Here is a 15,659-nt window from a genome sequence, read left to right as displayed (position 1 = left end):
TTATTTCACCTCTAAAACAACTTTAACGTCTACTGCCTTCACACCTCTTTCAAGAACCTTTAATGGATGGAGATGTATTTCCACGACGCGCCCGAGTTTGCAGATAAGATCGCTCATTTTGCACATTGTCTCTATCAGTGCGTCGAAATCCACGGGCAGTGAACCGTCTTCTCCAACAAGCATATAATATCCATACGTTTCCTTTATCATCTCTTTGGCCTCATCCCTGTCCAGTGGGGCCAATCTAAAGCTTCGATCTCCGAAAATCTTCATCCAGAAACTAATCGGTTCGAAAACTATAGAGGGACCAAGTTCATCATCTCGAAATGCTTTGATTCTAACCTCTTCCCCACCGGCTATATATTCTTGGACCACCCACCCTTCGAGTTTCCATCCTGCCGCGGAGACGATTTTTTCCAGCTCGTTGAATGCTCTTCTCAACTCTGTCTCCGAACTTATCCCTAACCTTACACCGGAGAGTCCCCGCTCCTTCAGGTCGGAGGACATCAACTTGAGAACTACAGGATATCTGATGGTTCTAGCCGCCTGCAAAACCTCTTCCAAACTTCGACAGACAATTGTGCGAGCAAATGGAATGCCTGCCTCTTCAATTATTTTTAAAGATTCCTGTTCTGTTAGACGTTTTGTTGAGGCAGCTTTTGGCTGGTTTAAAAGTTTCCTTTTCAGTGCCCCACCAAAAATAGAGTATTATATGGGAAATATAAGGTTTCGGAAACGGCGAAATCTCCACATTACTCCTGTTTCTTTTCCTCCTGCTCGATGAGCTGATTCAGCTCTTTTATTATTTTTTCTGCATCCAGGTTATACGCCTTGATAACATCCCCCAGTTTCATTGTGCCAATTTCAAAAAAGGCGAGCGGGCACATGATGCACGGAAAGTTATTTCTGAGCAGGACTTCCGTGGCACCAGGAATTTTTAAAACCTCTGTTAGAGGCGTGTTTTCACTTATCTTCTGTTTCTCCATCTATCCACTCCAGAAATTCCTCGTTTCCTTGCTTTATATCAAATCCTACTATACACGGTATTTCATATGGATGAATTTCGGCAACTCGTTTTGTCAATTTGCTAAACAAGGTTTTCTTGGTTTTAGCTATCAATACGACTTCTCTGGCTTTCTCGATTTTTCCTTTCCACCTATAAATCGACCTGATCGGAAAGATGTTTACGCAGGCAGCGAGTTTTTCTTCAACTAGGATCTTTCCGATTTTTTCGGCTTCTTTGACATTCGGCGCAGTTATGTATACAAATGTGTATCTGCTCATCAGTAACATCTCTCTCTGGTGTTTAATAACCGAGAAGGAAACCAAAGAAGAGACCACCAGCTATCCATCCTGCCGTAAATACAATCAACGCCGTCAGCATGGCTATCGCGATGTTCACACATCTTAAAGGGGCATCTTTTCCATACTCCAATCTCACACTATAGTCGACAAGCAAAACAGAAAGAATCAATGTATAAACGCAAAGAACGGTTGCAAGTGAAATTTTCGAGAATGAGGCTTGAAAGAAACCATTCTGTTTGGACGTGATGACCTCGTATGTTCTAGCCGTGAATGCTGTCAAAATCGGGGCGAAGAAGATAGCAAGAGCACGCGCTGTTGTAAGGATATCGGACATTTTATCTTTTATTTCTTTTTTAAGTTCGAGAATTTTTCTGAGATGGTTAGAAATCCTGATAATTGTGCCGGCAGCCGAGCGCCTTCCCTTTTCAGCCGCGGAGACGAGTAAAATCATACCGCTGTGTACGGTTCGTGATGGTATTTCTCTTTTAAAATCTTCTGACATTACTGTGTCTATGATACCTGTGCCTTCGAATTGAATATTCCGCTCGATTTTTCTCAAAACGGAGGTTAAAGGAGTTTTATTTTTCTTCTCATAATCCGCTATTGCTTTTTCGAGCGGTTTTCCCTCTTCAATCGACATTCCCATCTCGAGTAAAAAATCCGGGAATTCCTCTTCTACCTGCTCAACTTTTATGCGCAACTTGAAAGGTCCAATTCCAACGATTAGGAGTAAGAGCGAGGTGGAAAACACTAAAATCCATATCGCAGGGAGCCAAGCCGAATCTCCCAATTGGAAAATCGGAATGACCACCAAGATACATGAAAAGATCGGGATAGAAACATAAGCTGGGTTAAATTTTAGTGGAACTGGTGGTGGAGCTATACAACGTGGTCTTTCTTGATCAATTTTGTTTGTAATAAAAAACACGAAGGCCGGAAGTACTACGCAGTAGACGACCCCCGCTTGAAGAAGAGTAAATCGACCACCTAAAAAGGAAAAAGTTGGAAATAGAAGCACAAGTGCTAGCGGAACCAAAATACCGATTCCAAAGATTATCAGATTTGGTAGCTTAACTTTTTCGTAAAACGAGTTTATTTCCTTTCTGATAGAAGAAAGCAGGTTTTCTAGCGCCCTGTCAAGGAGAATCTTTCTCTCATCCAGACCTCGTTTATTCGCCGCTCTTTCAAGCAACTGAAAAACACTTACTAGTTCTTTCCTTCTCAGTTTGCCAATAAAATTCAAACTTAGGCTTCTCTCCGTGAAAACGTCCTCAGCTAAATGTTTTTCGATCCAAAGGCGACTATCACTGTCAAGATGTTTGGACGCGAAAGCAATCGCATGTTCTATGTTGGGGTCATGTTCGAGCGCAAAGACGAGATCTCCACAAAACTCTAGAATGTTTACTTCATCGGGCGGCGTTTTACTTCTTTCTCCAGCCAATCTTTCCACCTTTTGAAGATTTTACATGGTCTACTCTTTTCGATTTCAAGTATCTCTCTCCATTTGAGATTCGCACGCACGACAAATTCAGCCTCCAAAATTTGTGGTTCCCGAGACGCTAGGCTAACAAGCTCGCGTTGCATTGCCGTTTTGTAATTAAGCATTTCGAACAAACGATTTCTGCTGATTCCCCATCTAAGAGCAATTTTCTTGAGAAGTTCTGACTTGTGCAGCTCGATCTGAAATTTTCCCTTCTCGGGAAGATATGATAGAAGCCTTCTAAAGCACGTCTCCCGGCTCTCCTCTTTTTCAACCTCCACGATTTCTGTCAATTTTCTGCTTCTCGTCATCCTTCCGCCCTCTCTTACAGCCGAAACCACGACGATCACGTCGGTGACTTTGAAGGAACTTTCTGGAATCTCCAAATCGAAAACCACTCTGTCAAACACATCTTTGGCGGAGGAGCCGTGTATTGTCCCCATCACCGCATTTCCAGCTGTCCCTACCCTCATTGCTTCGTAAAGGACTTTTGCTTCGGAGCCTCTGACTTCTCCAATGATGAGCACGGATTCTCCGAGCCTCAAGGCAGCTTTCAAAGCATCTTCTGCCCGCAGCTCGGTTTCAGTTCCCCCAACTACTGGCTGAATCACAAGAGAGAGTATTTTAAATCCAAACCTTCGCAGCTTTTCTACTGGAAGTTCCCTTGTATCTTCGATAGTTATCATCCTAACGTTGGGAGGCACCTCAAGCATGAGGGAGGACAAAAGAGATGTTTTGCCTGCTCCACGATGGCCTGTTATTAACATTGCTGTCTGAGCATCGACCAAAAGACTGAGCAAACCGGCTGCTTCCTCGCTCAAAAAACCCTTTGCCACGAATTGTGGAAGTGTCCATGGTTCTGGTCTGTGCCTTCTTATGGCAAAGGACACTCCACTTGGGCTGAGCGGCGGACCAACGACTGTACACCTGCTCCCACTCAGATCGAGATCTAGAACCGGAAAAGCTTCCGAAAATGGTCTTCCGCTAAGAAGTCTGAACTTTGAAATCAACCATCCCATCCCAGAATGTGTTAGATACATGTTGGTCACACACTCGCCAAAATCGGAGTGAATTAGATAAACTGGATTTTCATTAGTTGGCGAATCGACATAGATATCTTGCACATGGGGGTCGGCGAGAAGTATATCAAGCATCCCAAAGCCTGCTGTCATTCTCGTCAGACAAGCTGCGATTTTTTCATGGTCACGACAGTTGCCGATTTCTGCCAAAATTTCTTCCGTTTTTCGTTTGACGGTTTCTCTCATTTGTGTGACATCGAAAGGGGAACATGGAAAAGATTCTGCTAGTTTTTTCCTAGCTAATGACAAAACTTCAATTTCTGTCGCGTCAAATCTGTATTCCGTAGGAAGTACAAAGTACAGATACTGAAGTTTGTTTTGGTTCCAGAAAATTTTTATCTCGCAATCTTCAACTTCATATGTCTGAACGAGATGAAATTCTGGAGAAACTTTTGTCTCCACTCTCATCGAAGAGAACGGCGGTCTCAGCCGGGGTTCTAGGATAGCTGTTCCCATTTTTACAACTTTGCAGTTTTCGAAAATGGATATGAGAGCCCTTAGATTCTCTACAAAGAAATCTTTACACTCTCCACACGGTTTCAGGCTGCTTCCTTTTCTATTTTCTGAAAGCAGAGTTTTCAGACCGATGAGAGCACTACTAGGTTTTTCAGGAAGTTTTTCCAGAATTCTTTCTAGCTTTCTCTTTCTTTCACTTTCACATTTTCTGCAAGTCTCCACTGTTAGAGAGCTTCGGAGAAAAATCTTGCCCTTGTGGAGAACCTTGGAGAGCTCCTTGAGGGCTTCTAAAGAATCTCCGCAATATTCTCTGCAGTAGACCCCCTCGAGCTTTATTTCATCGACATTCGGATAATCTGCCAGCGCATTTAGAACGTGCTGCATACATCTTGTCGAGAATCCTTCCATTCCGCAGTCGAGACATAACATCCGCAGAACCCTGATGTTGCCGTATTTGATGATCTCATGTTTCATAGATTATCTCCTAAAAGCTGAATCATGTTTTCAATTTCCTTAATTCTGCTCTCCAGAGACTCCAATCTTCGCGAGATTAAATCCACATCTGAACGAAGTCTCGAAACTTCTCGGATCATTTCAAGCATAATTTTATGAGTTTCGTTCTTCAGCATCGCGGAGCCTCCTGATTTGAAAAAGTAGTCCCGCGATTCTTCTGATTTCGTCAGGGTTTTTCCACTTCTCGATCTCTCTGCTTTCAAGTCTGAGATAGGACGCCGTGCTCTTCGATAGGAGTCCGCTCTCTATAAGGTCGTCAATCACTACGGTCGGAGAAATTCCAAGTTTGGCTTTGGCGAAAGCTTCAAGCAGAACTTCCTCCAGCTTTTCTCTTTTCTTTTCAAAGATTTTTCGGAGGGCTAAAAGGTTTTCACGTAATCTCCTCAAATCTATTTTGGCAATGCTTTGCCATTCATCCTTCAATGGCTCAGAGCAAGCCGCGGCAGATATTTCAAAGCGACTTCCAGAGGTAAAGACTTCTTCAATGACTTTCTTCAACTTTGGTTCAGAACAGCTCGACCTGATTATCAAAAGAAATTCCTTCAAATTTATCCAAAGATCCAAGACTTTCTCGATTTTTTCCTCTTCGACTTCCAAGATCTTATCTATCCTTCTCAAAAATTCATCATAAATCCCCAATCTCTTCAAGCCTCCTTTTCGCTTCTGCCCATTCTTTGGTGTATTTTTTCTTTCTCCTAGTTCTTCTTTCTATTTCTCTCAACAGGTCGCGTTCTACCATTTTTACTACTTGTTTGAGATTTGGTCTGTCGATTTTCGGGATCAGCTTTTTTATCAAAATCCAAATCATCAGATACCAAACGGCTGCAAGAGCAACTAAAATAGGCACTAACATCGGTGATTTTTTTGAGAAGAAGAGGATTAAAAACCGAAAGCATATATCCGTGGTTTGGGATTGGGTTTTGATGGAGAAGACGGAATTGTTTGTCCGCATACCCAAAGAAAGAATCGGGGTTCTGATAGGCCAAGATGGACGTATAAAGAGAGAAATAGAAAGTCGAACAGGCACGAGATTGCTGATAGATAGCGAAACCGGCGAGGTAACGATCGAGGTCGCGGAAAATCCTTTAGGAGGGTTACAAGCTCTTGAAGTAGTCAAGGCTATAGGGAGAGGTTTCAGTCCGGAGAGAGCTTTCAGACTTTTTGAAGAGGATCAATATTTAGACATCATAGAGATAAAAGATTTTGTTGGGGATTCGGAAAAGGCTATGCAGAGAATGCGCGGCAGGGTGATCGGAGAAAGCGGAAAAATGAGGAGGACCATAGAACAAATGACTGGAGCATATGTTTCAGTTTTCGGAAAAACAGTTTCTATAATCGGCGATCCCGAGCAGATAAGAACAGCTAGGACGGCCATACAGATGTTGCTCTCCGGCTCCGAACATTCATCAGTTTATAGATTTTTAGAAAGAGAGAAAGCAAAAAAGAAGAATGTGATATTTCCAAGAATGGGAGTTGGGAGGGAGTAGGGTTTGGTAAGAGTCGCGGAGGAAATATTCAGGGAGTTCAAGGAGCACACGGTTAGCGAGTTCTTTAGGAAGAACGCAGCAATGCTCGGATATACAGGAAAAATAAGATCTCTGACAACGGTCATTCACGAAGCCGTTACAAACTCCATCGACGCCGCCGAGGAGGCAGGTATTCTTCCAAAGATAAAAGTCATAATAGAAAAAGCGAGCGAGGATCCGGAGCATTTGCGGGTGACCGTTGAAGACAATGCAACCGGAATTCCAGAGAATTTTATTTCGCATGTTTTTGGAAAGATGCTTGCGGGGACGAAACTTCACAGGTTTATGCAACAGAGAGGGCAGCAGGGCATCGGAATCTCAGGCGCCGTCATGTTCTCGCAGATGACTACGGGAAAGCCTGTAAAAGTAATCACCTCGACCGGCAAGGGGGAAATCGTTGAAGCACACGTTATGATCGACGTTGAAAGAAATGAAGGAAAAATAGTGAAACTCAGGAAACTTAAGGGAAAGTGGCGCGGGACTAGGGTAGAGCTCGAGCTCAAGGACATTGTTTATATTCGATCAAGATATGGTCCGTTCAATTACCTACGAATGACGGCTGTCGCCAACCCTCACGTGCACATAACGCTCGTGGAGCCGGACGGGAATCTCACGGTTTTTGAAAATGCTGTCGAAGAAGTTCCGAAGCCGCCCGAACCGGTTCTACCGCATCCCTTAGGTCTTCTCCCAGATGATCTCCTTTCTCTGGCCAAGCGCACATCCGCAAAAAGCATCGGTTCTTTCCTGTCGAGCGAACTTGAGAAGGTCAGCAGAGAAAAAGCCAGAGAAGTCTGCAGAATGGCAGGAGTGCCCGAGAACAAAAATCCAAAAGAACTAACATGGGAAGAAGCCGAGAGAATCGTAAAGGCTTTCAAAGAGGTGAAGATACAGGCGCCTTCATCGCAAGGTCTGAGACCGATTGGTGCACAGAATATAGAAAGCGGTCTCAAGCAGATCTATAATCCAGAATTTGTTCATGTGGTTCAAAGACCACCGAAAGTCTATCGTGGAGGAATACCTTTCCAAGTCGAGGTTGGGATAGCTTACGGTGGAAGCGCTGGTAAGCGGACGGAGGAGGGTGAGGGAGAAACCGGTATAGAAGTAATCAGATTCGCAAACAGGGCCCCACTGATATTCGACCAAGGAGGCTGTGCGATCATGACAGCAGTGAATTCGATAGATTGGAGAAGATATGGCGTGGATCCGGCCAACGCGCCGATTACGCTTTTTGTAAATATCTCTTCAGTTTATGTTCCGTATACTTCAGCGGGCAAACAGTCAATTGCCGATGAGCCCGAAATAGTTGCAGAAATCAGGAGCGCCATAATGGATGCAGCAAGAGAACTGAGGGCTTTCCTGAACAGAAAGATAAGATTGAAAGAAAGAAGGGAAAAGGCAATGATTTTCGAGAAGTATCTACCGGTGATCGCTAAAAAAGCCGCCAGACTAGCCGGCAAAAGTCTGCCAGATATAAGTAAGGTTTTAACAAAAATACTGGGGGGTAAAAATGTCAAAACTGGGGAAGAGGAAAAAGGAAGCTAGAGAGAAGTTATCTGATTTGGGCGAGCTTGTTCTCAAAATGCTCGAAGAAGGTGTGCCACCACGTTTGAAAATACCCTCTAGGAGCACATCAAACATAGTTTACGACGAGAAAAGCAGATACTATGTTCTTGGGAACAAAGTAAGTGTGAGATCCGCTGCTAACATAAAGCAGGTTAAGAAATTTGCTCAACTTATGTGTGTTGCAGATTTTGCCGCGGAGCTTATAGAAAGCGGAAAGTTTGCAACTCTAAGGGAAATGTACTACACCGCCGAAGGATGGGAGACGGGTCCCTTCTCGGATCAATCGGAATCCGATTTGATGGTTGAAGACTTAGAGGCTACTTTTGGGATTAAAAGGGAAGATTTAGGCCTTATGCCCGAGGAAGATGGAGCGGCTGTTTTCGGAGAAATAGTTCTGAAAGAAGAGGACGTTGTAATAGACGCGACGAAAGCTGGAAGGGGTGGATATACCATACCGCCAACGATAGACGACGTGGAGTTTGTCAAGTGTAAAGCAAAGAGAGTAATAGCGGTAGAAACAATGGGTATGTATCACAGACTCTTGCAGGAGGAAGCTTGGAAAAAGTTTGATGCTTTAATCGTGGGGCTTAAGGGACAGGCTGCCAGAGCGACAAGAAGATTTCTGAAGCGGGTGAACGAGGAACTAGACTTGCCTGTGCTTTTGTTCACGGATGGTGATCCATTTGGCTTTCATATAGCAATGGTTGTGATTTCTGGAAGCGCGAAGCTCGCATACATCAACCATGAGCTCGCAGTCCCCGATGCGAAATTCATAGGTGTGACCGCTACAGACATAGTTGAGTATGATCTCCCGACCGACAAGTTGAGAGAGATAGATATTGCTCGGTTGAAGCAGCTACAGAAAGACCCGAGATACAATTCCGAATTCTGGCAAAGGGAAATAAAGAAGATGCTTGAACTTGGGAAAAAGGCTGAGCAGCAGGCGTTTGCGAAGTACGGATTGGCATATGTTGTAAACGAGTATCTTCCAGCAAAACTCAAAGAGTTCGGTTAGTATTTTCTTCAAGCTTTTGTGTCAAGTCGATGACCACATAGTAGAGGTTTCCCTCTATTCGATATTTCATGGGATATCCACATTTCCGAAAGATGTGCATCATTCTATAATTGTCTGTAGAAACCCAAGCTGTAAACGTTGATATTCCCTTAGCTCTTGCGATATCGATCAGATGTTGAAGAAGCGCACTGCCCACACCACGCCCCTGCCAATCGTCTCTGACCAAGAAAGAAACCTCGGCTGAGTCTGTGTGAGGGATCTTCACATAGCTTCCTATCCCAATCAAGTCTTCTGTTTCATTTTCTTTGACGGCTACTATACTCATTTCATTGTTGTAATCGATTAACACAAATGGCCATATTCTCTTCAGTGGCATCGTTCTAAGGGAACCCAAAAATCTTTTGGTCACGCTTTCTTTCGAGAGAGCATAAAAGAGATGCTGCTTAAGAGTAGCGTCCGAGGGTTTGATGGGCCTTGACAGAATTCGGGTTCCTTCCTTAAGGGTTACCCATTTTTTCAACTCTTCTGGGTACTCAATTTCTGGGAAGGGCAAAACATCTGGGGGAACTAGTCGTTTTTCTTTAGCCCAGCCCAATAGTTCGTTTCTGAATCGGGGATGAGCGATGGATATGAGTGAGAGCGCTCTTTCTCTTATGTTTTTCCCTCGCAGCCAAGCCACACCATACTCCGTCACGACGTAGTCAACATCCCCCCTCGTTAAAACCACTCCGGCTCCTTCGCTGAGCACGGATTTTATTCTGGAAATCTCTCCTTCTTTCGCTGTAGAAGGGATAACGGTTATCGCCTTGCCTCCTTTTGAACGTATCGCGCCTCTGACGAAATCCGCTTGGCCCCCCAACCCGCTGTAAAATCGGTATCCTATTGAGTCGGCGCAAACTTGTCCTGTCAAGTCTATCTCAAGCGCCTGATTTATTGCCACCATTTTCTCATTTTGACTTATAATGAACGGATCATTTACGTAATCAGCCTCGTAGAATTCGATCATTGGATTATTGTCAATGAAATCGTAGAGTCTGCGTGTACCCATTGCGAAGGATGCGACAATTTTTCCTCTATGAAGAGTTTTCTTAGCGCATGTTATCACACCTTCTTCAACTAAGTCAACTATCCCCTCCGTTAGAAGTTCGGTGTGGACTCCCAAGTCCTTTTTATCCGTAAGCGCCCCCAGAACAGCGTCAGGTATTGTTCCGATGCCTATCTGCAGCGTGGATCCATCCTCCACGAGCTCTGCAACATACCTGGCGATCCTGTCTGAAACAATATCGCGCTCGGGGGGTGGGACTTCAAGAATTGGCTCGTCATGCTTAACGAAAACATCGATTTCGCTGACATGTAAAAAGCTGTCACCCATCGTTCTAGGCATATATCTGTTAACCTGTGCTATGACAAGTTTAGCAATTTTAGCCGCAGTTTTTGTGATTTCCACCGAGACGCCGAGACTGCAGAAACCGTGGTCATCAGGTGGGGTGACTTGAATAAGGGCAACATCAATGGGGACCATTCCCTTAGAAATCATTTTTGGAAGTTCGGAAAGAAACACCGGAGTGTAGTCAGCCCTACCATCTGCCACGGCTTCCCTAGTCGTCGCGCCAACAAAGAATGTGTTTAATCTAAATCTGTCGGAATATTTTGACTCTGCATACGGAGCCACACCTAGCGTGTATAAATGCAGAATCTCGTTGTCTGAAAGATGGCTTGCTTTTTCTACCAGTCCTCTCACAAGATATTGGGGTTCTCCGCAGGCAGAGCCAACGAAAATGTGGTCTCCGGTCTTTATGAGACTCAGGGCTTCTTCAAGTTTCCTTTTTCTACTTTCGTATATCTTTAACGGGTCCCGTTTTCATGGGGTCATCCATCATGATATAATTTCAGTCGAGTTATTTAGGTTAGATGTAATGCATAATGATGAGGTGATTGAAATAGACCTTTCGGCTTTCCTTGCTCCAAGCTCCGTGGCGGTGATTGGTGCAAGCAGGGATCCCAATAAGGTCGGTCACAAAATCCTAAAAAACATGATAGAGGCTGGTTTTGGGGGTAAGCTTTATGCGATTAATCCCAAAGCTACGGATGTCCTAGGAGTCAAGACTTATGGAAACATTCTGGACGTGCCGGGAAAGGTCGATCTAGCTATAATCTCGGTTCCAGCCCCACTGGTTCCAGATGTTGCCAGAGATTGTGGACGCAAGGGGGTAAAAGGAATAGTGGTGGTATCAGCCGGATTCAGTGAAATCGGACCTCAAGGATTGAAACTCGAAAAAGAACTCGTTGAAACGTGTAGGAATTATGGAGTACGTCTGTTAGGGCCAAACTGTCTTGGACTAATAAACACTACAACGAGAGTGAATGCTTCTTTTAGCTCGGGATTCCCCAAAGCTGGAAATATTACTTTAATATCGCAGAGCGGGGCTCTGGGTAGCGCAATCCTTAATTGGGCGCTTCAGATGAAAATTGGAATAGCAAGCTTCATAAGCGTGGGCAATGAGGCAGATTTAACGTTTGCAGATTTCATAGAGGCAGTTTCCGAAGATAAACAAACAAAAGTGATTGGACTTTATATAGAGGGGGTTAAGGAAGGTAGGAGATTTGTCGAGGTTTGTCGCAAGGTTTCGCGCTTGAAGCCGATAGTGGTTTTAAAATCGGGAGTCACGGAAGCCGGAGTAAGGGCTGCTCTGTCACATACGGGTTCTCTTGCCGGTTCTGACGCGGTTTTCTCTGCAGTTTGCAAGAAGACCGGTATAATACGGGCCGAGACCTTACAGCAGTTTTTTGATATCGTTGTCGGTTTTGGAACACAACCTCTACCCAAGGGCAAAAGAGTACTAGTGCTGACGAACGGTGGTGGACCAGGAGTCCTGGCTGCGGACGCGTGCGAACGCCTTGGACTAGAGTTACCGCTCTTGGAGGAAGACATCAAGGAGAAACTAGAGAAATCGTTACCGCCACATGCCATTATCCACAACCCGATCGATGTTTTGGGAGACGCTGATGAAAATCGGTATCGGAGAGTTCTGGAGTTATGTCTTTCCAGTGCAAGGGTGGACGCAGTTTTAGTAATTGTCACACCCCAAGCGATGACACCGGTGGAAAAAATTGCTAAGGAAATCGCAAACGTTAGAAAAATCTTTCCCGACAAACCCATAATTCCAATTTTCATGGGTGTCGGAAAGGAGACAGTTCAAATTTTAGAGGATAGTGGATTGGCTAACTTCGCATTTCCGGAATCTGCGATTCTAGTTTTAGCGAAGATGTATGAGTATTCAAGCCGATCACCTCCGCCAGAGCCTACTCCGCTTGGGTTAAGCTTGGAAGTTGTCAGAGAAATAGTGAAGAAAGCCAGAGAAGAAGGAAGAGCAAATCTTACCGTGGATGAGAGCTTCAAGCTGGCGGAAGCATGTGGGATACCAACGCCGGCCATGAGACTGGTTAGGAGTCCGGAAGAAGCAGTAATGGCAGCCGAAGAAATAGGATATCCAGTTGTCATGAAAATCGTATCTCCGGAAGTTGTTCATAAAACTGATATAGGAGGTGTTGTTTTGAATGTTCGATCTGCAGAAGAAGTCAGAAAGTATTATGAAGAAATAATCGGAAGAGCTCGCACAGCCATTCCGGGAGGAAAGATATTGGGAGTTCAAATCTGCAAAATGCTTCCTCCAGCGAAAGAGGTTATTGTTGGTTCGATTAGAGATTTTCAGTTTGGTCCAGTCGTTATGTTCGGATTAGGAGGAATATATGTTGACTTTTTGCGTGATGTCTCATACAGGCTTTGTCCTCTGACAGAAGAGGAGGCAAGAGAACTCATCAAAGAAACCAAAGCTTTTACACTTTTGAAAGGCATACGTGGAGAAAAACCGTCTGATATAGACTCGATAGTCAAAATAATTCTTCGGATATCGGAGCTTGTAACGTCTGTGGAAGAAATAGAAGAAATAGAGGCGAATCCACTCTTCGTTTATGAAGAAGGGAGAGGCTGCATAGCAGCAGATATAAGAGTCACGGTTGGAAAGATAAGGAGGGAATAAGCGTGCGGGTACTCTATGTGGTTTCTCCAACCGAGTACAGCGGCAAGACCACTTTTATAATGACAATGGCTTTAAAGGCTAAAAATATGGGGAAAAAGATCGGCTACTTCAAACCCATTGGCTATGCTATATCTGAAGACTCTATTGATGATGATGTACGTAACATGAAAGAGATTTTGGATTTGGAGGAGGAAATGGAGTCAATTTCTCCGGTTACGCTCGATAAATTTGGGTTGGTTGGAAAAATTGACAGATTGTCTCCAGAAGTATACAAGAAAATAATCGAGGCTTACAGGTTTATTTCTAGGGGGAAAGATATCCTTTTTATAGACGGTCCGGATTTCTTCTCTGGCGGTTTCTCAATTGAATGTTCAGTGACTAGAATCGCTAAGGACATCGGGGCCAAGATACTATTTGTAACCAGCTTGACGAGCTCTTCATTCCTGGACGATGTTTTGCTTTTTGCAGATTATTGCAGAGTGCAGGGCGTAGACATTATTGGTGTGGTTTTAAATAAGGTTCCGGTGGAAAACACCAGCGTGGAGAAAAACGCTCGTTCAATCTTAGAAAAGAATGGATTGGAAGTGTTGGGCTCGGTTCCAGAAAATGATACTCTCGGAGCAACCAGAGTTATGGAAATTTATGAAGAAATAGGCGGCGAGATTTTGGCTGGACGTGAGGGCATGAATAGGCTAGTCAGAAGCTTTTTGATCGGAGCAATGACAATGGATAGCGCGCTCAGATACTTCCAGAGAGTTAAGGACAAGCTTGTTATAGTTGGTGGAGACAGAACGGATATCATCTCAGCAGCGCTTGAGACAGACACCTCCGCCATAATTGTAACGGGAAATCTCAGACCTAGCGTCAAAGTTCTTCCCCGTGCAGATGAGCAAAAAGTCCCGATAATTCTCGTACCCCACGATACATACACAACACTGCAGAGAATCCACAAGATTGTTGGAAAAATAAGACCGGACGATAAGATTAGACAAGGACTTGCCCAGGAACTCTTTGAGGAAAACGTCAGATGGGAAAAAATAATTGGTTGAGTTATTTCTTTATCTCTCGTAAAATCCGTCTGGTTACTTCAGCCGGCTCGCTTGACTTATAAATCGCGCTTCCTACAATACAAATATCTGCGCCTGCGCTGGCCAAGCTGCCCGCCGTCTCCTCTTTTATTCCACCCGCCACGGCTAAAAAAGAGGGAGCCGCCAGAATTTTCGCTCTTTTGATGACTTCCATTTGATCACTTACGCGGTAACCTTTCTTCTGCAGGCTTATCCCGATGTGTAGACAGAAAATCGCTCTTGACGAATTTGGTCCGAGAAAATTTTTGATTTTCATAATGGTTCCGAGCGGATCTGGACAATCAATCAGGTCCACGAGGATTGCTTTGTTCCACCGGAGAGCCTCGTCCATTGCCTCGATTATTTTTTCCTCATTTCCTATTGCTGCGACACCGACGATATCCGCACCGGCTCTAAAAGCTATGCGCGCCTCCAAGTCTCCAGCATCCATTGTTTTCAAATCGGCCACGATTATCGCATCGGGGGCCGCCACTCTAAGAGCGGGAATGAGGTTGTCTGCTCCATGCCTTTTAATGGCTGGAGTTCCGGCTTCGATTATTCTGGCTCCAGCCGAGTAAACTAGGCCGGCGATCTCCATAATTGTTTTCATGTCGGTATCGAGATCCAAGGCAACCTGTAACTCTGGAGGAGAAATCAGCCCGAGTGGATTTCGACTTTCCATTCTACCAAGTATGTTTAAGATAGCAGAAAATTAAAAGGTAAGTGCCGGGAAGAGGATAATGACCGGAATGAAAACGGAAAGAGTGATACCGGAAACTCTGCTGGACATGAAGGAACGCGGCGAGCCCATAGTTATGATCTCCACTTACGATTACATCACTGCGAAGATCGCCGATGAGTGTGGCGTGGACGTGATCTTGGTTGGGGACTCTTTGGCTGGGCCTATTCTCGGCTTACCGAACACACTCGGTGTGACAATGGATGAAATGCTCCATCACACGAGGGGAGTTGCGCGGGGAGCAAATCGCGCAATGGTTGTTGGAGACATGCCTTTCATGTCATATCAAACCTGCAGCGAGGAAGCTGTTAAAAATGCTGGAAGATTTGTCAAGGAGGCGGGCGCGCACGCCGTCAAGGTAGAGGGAAGCGGGGCGATGGTTGAGAGAATTCGTGCGATAGTTGAAGCCGGTATTCCCGTTATGGGACATATCGGGCTAACGCCTCAATGGGTTTTGGAGATCGGCGGTTATAGGGTTGCGGGAAAAAGTCTTGAGGCCGCAAAAAAGCTTGTGGAAGATGCGCTACTCCTCGAAAAGGTAGGAGTTTTCTGTCTGGTTCTTGAATGTGTTCCTTGGCAGGTGGCGAAGGCTATAACGGAGAGATTACGTATACCGACGATTGGTTGTGGAGCTGGTCCTTATTGTGATGGTCAGGTGCTCGTTCTCCACGATTTGATTGGGGTAACGGAAAAGGTCCCGAAATTTGTTAAAAAATATGCAGAAGTTGGAAAGGAGATTTCAAGAGCGCTGAGAGAATTTAGACAGGAGACCAAAGAAAAGAAGTTTCCAACGATGGAGCACAGCTATTCAATGCCCGCCGAAGAGGAGGAAAAATTCATTTCCTGGCTCAAAACACGGCATCTTTAAATAACCCG

The 15,659-nt window shown here is 44.7% G+C and carries 16 protein-coding genes; 6 read left to right on the top strand and 10 right to left on the bottom strand.

All coding sequences use genetic code 11. The features are described from left to right. The 8 genes from QXF64_04765 to QXF64_04730 all read right to left on the bottom strand — a co-directional run bounded on the left by QXF64_04765 (position 1) and on the right by QXF64_04730 (position 5,686). The gene (locus tag QXF64_04765) at positions 1–687 is read right to left on the bottom strand and encodes an acetate--CoA ligase family protein (GenBank protein MEM1689791.1); all 687 of its coding nucleotides are present in this window, start codon (positions 685–687) and stop codon (positions 1–3) included. 65 nt (positions 688–752) lie between these two features. After that, positions 753–986, bottom strand: coding sequence for a hypothetical protein (locus tag QXF64_04760; GenBank protein MEM1689790.1), 234 nt, complete (start codon positions 984–986; stop codon positions 753–755). After that, positions 964–1,284 (bottom strand): divalent-cation tolerance protein CutA, encoded by a 321-nt coding sequence (cutA, locus tag QXF64_04755; protein ID MEM1689789.1) that lies wholly within the window; start codon positions 1,282–1,284, stop codon positions 964–966. The genes QXF64_04760 and cutA overlap by 23 nt, the downstream gene beginning before the upstream one ends. A gap of 22 nt (positions 1,285–1,306) precedes the next feature. Then, a complete protein-coding gene (locus QXF64_04750; GenBank protein MEM1689788.1) occupies positions 1,307–2,746 on the bottom strand; it encodes a hypothetical protein in 1,440 nt (479 codons plus the stop codon). After that, positions 2,707–4,794, bottom strand: coding sequence for a type II/IV secretion system ATPase subunit (locus tag QXF64_04745; protein ID MEM1689787.1), 2,088 nt, complete (start codon positions 4,792–4,794; stop codon positions 2,707–2,709). The genes QXF64_04750 and QXF64_04745 overlap by 40 nt, the downstream gene beginning before the upstream one ends. Further along, positions 4,791–4,949, bottom strand: coding sequence for a hypothetical protein (locus QXF64_04740; protein MEM1689786.1), 159 nt, complete (start codon positions 4,947–4,949; stop codon positions 4,791–4,793). Before QXF64_04740 ends, QXF64_04745 begins: the two co-directional genes overlap by 4 nt. Then, complete coding sequence (locus QXF64_04735; GenBank protein ID MEM1689785.1) at positions 4,927–5,481, bottom strand: hypothetical protein; 555 nt, start codon at positions 5,479–5,481, stop codon at positions 4,927–4,929. The genes QXF64_04740 and QXF64_04735 overlap by 23 nt, the downstream gene beginning before the upstream one ends. Continuing rightward, the gene (locus QXF64_04730; GenBank protein MEM1689784.1) at positions 5,459–5,686 is read right to left on the bottom strand and encodes a hypothetical protein; all 228 of its coding nucleotides are present in this window, start codon (positions 5,684–5,686) and stop codon (positions 5,459–5,461) included. Before QXF64_04730 ends, QXF64_04735 begins: the two co-directional genes overlap by 23 nt. Positions 5,687–5,756: 70 nt before the next feature. On the opposite strand from QXF64_04730, the gene QXF64_04725 reads away from it, so the two are divergent. The 3 genes from QXF64_04725 to QXF64_04715 are packed head-to-tail and all read left to right on the top strand — an operon-like array spanning position 5,757 to position 8,937. Further along, positions 5,757–6,320: a KH domain-containing protein gene (locus QXF64_04725; GenBank protein ID MEM1689783.1), complete on the top strand. Its 564-nt coding sequence runs from the start codon at positions 5,757–5,759 to the stop codon at positions 6,318–6,320. A 3-nt stretch (positions 6,321–6,323) separates the two neighbouring features. Next, a complete protein-coding gene (top6B, locus tag QXF64_04720) occupies positions 6,324–7,901 on the top strand; it encodes a DNA topoisomerase VI subunit B (GenBank protein ID MEM1689782.1) in 1,578 nt (525 codons plus the stop codon). Continuing rightward, complete coding sequence (locus QXF64_04715; GenBank protein MEM1689781.1) at positions 7,867–8,937, top strand: DNA topoisomerase IV subunit A; 1,071 nt, start codon at positions 7,867–7,869, stop codon at positions 8,935–8,937. Before top6B ends, QXF64_04715 begins: the two co-directional genes overlap by 35 nt. Here the strand turns inward: QXF64_04715 and QXF64_04710 are convergent. Then, a complete protein-coding gene (locus QXF64_04710) occupies positions 8,921–10,744 on the bottom strand; it encodes a GNAT family N-acetyltransferase (GenBank protein MEM1689780.1) in 1,824 nt (607 codons plus the stop codon). The two genes, QXF64_04715 and QXF64_04710, sit on opposite strands and share 17 nt — an antisense overlap. A gap of 109 nt (positions 10,745–10,853) precedes the next feature. Between QXF64_04710 and QXF64_04705 the strand changes: the two genes are divergently transcribed. After that, positions 10,854–12,977, top strand: a complete 2,124-nt coding sequence (locus tag QXF64_04705) for an acetate--CoA ligase family protein (GenBank protein MEM1689779.1) — start codon at positions 10,854–10,856, stop codon at positions 12,975–12,977. A gap of 2 nt (positions 12,978–12,979) precedes the next feature. Then, positions 12,980–14,026 (top strand): phosphotransacetylase family protein, encoded by a 1,047-nt coding sequence (locus tag QXF64_04700; GenBank protein MEM1689778.1) that lies wholly within the window; start codon positions 12,980–12,982, stop codon positions 14,024–14,026. Position 14,027: 1 nt separating this feature from the next. Here the strand turns inward: QXF64_04700 and QXF64_04695 are convergent, their stop codons facing one another. Next, complete coding sequence (locus QXF64_04695) at positions 14,028–14,726, bottom strand: orotidine 5'-phosphate decarboxylase / HUMPS family protein (protein ID MEM1689777.1); 699 nt, start codon at positions 14,724–14,726, stop codon at positions 14,028–14,030. Between the two features lie 67 nt (positions 14,727–14,793). Here QXF64_04695 and panB point away from each other — a divergent pair, with 67 nt between their 5' ends. Further along, the gene (gene panB, locus QXF64_04690) at positions 14,794–15,651 is read left to right on the top strand and encodes a 3-methyl-2-oxobutanoate hydroxymethyltransferase (GenBank protein ID MEM1689776.1); all 858 of its coding nucleotides are present in this window, start codon (positions 14,794–14,796) and stop codon (positions 15,649–15,651) included. The last annotated feature ends 8 nt before the right edge of the window (positions 15,652–15,659 follow it).

This window comes from Candidatus Hadarchaeales archaeon, from assembly GCA_038823825.1.
Classification (GTDB): Archaea; Hadarchaeota; Hadarchaeia; order Hadarchaeales; family Hadarchaeaceae; genus JAVZGN01.
The sequence above is the reverse complement of the archived record's forward strand: the minus strand, read 5'-3'. Positions and strand labels throughout refer to the sequence as shown.

Excerpts from the sequence above, each read along its gene's own strand:
- panB (MEM1689776.1), top strand. The coding sequence starts at position 14,794 with ATGAAAACGGAAAGAGTGATACCGGAAACTCTGCTGGACATGAAGGAA.
- QXF64_04695 (MEM1689777.1), bottom strand. The coding sequence starts at position 14,726 with ATGGAAAGTCGAAATCCACTCGGGCTGATTTCTCCTCCAGAGTTACAG.
- QXF64_04760 (MEM1689790.1), bottom strand. The coding sequence starts at position 986 with ATGGAGAAACAGAAGATAAGTGAAAACACGCCTCTAACAGAGGTTTTA.
- QXF64_04725 (MEM1689783.1), top strand. The coding sequence starts at position 5,757 with ATGGAGAAGACGGAATTGTTTGTCCGCATACCCAAAGAAAGAATCGGG.
- QXF64_04715 (MEM1689781.1), top strand. The coding sequence starts at position 7,867 with ATGTCAAAACTGGGGAAGAGGAAAAAGGAAGCTAGAGAGAAGTTATCT.
- cutA (MEM1689789.1), bottom strand. The coding sequence starts at position 1,284 with ATGAGCAGATACACATTTGTATACATAACTGCGCCGAATGTCAAAGAA.
- QXF64_04730 (MEM1689784.1), bottom strand. The coding sequence starts at position 5,686 with ATGTTAGTGCCTATTTTAGTTGCTCTTGCAGCCGTTTGGTATCTGATG.
- QXF64_04705 (MEM1689779.1), top strand. The coding sequence starts at position 10,854 with ATGCATAATGATGAGGTGATTGAAATAGACCTTTCGGCTTTCCTTGCT.
- QXF64_04740 (MEM1689786.1), bottom strand. The coding sequence starts at position 4,949 with ATGCTGAAGAACGAAACTCATAAAATTATGCTTGAAATGATCCGAGAA.
- QXF64_04745 (MEM1689787.1), bottom strand. The coding sequence starts at position 4,794 with ATGAAACATGAGATCATCAAATACGGCAACATCAGGGTTCTGCGGATG.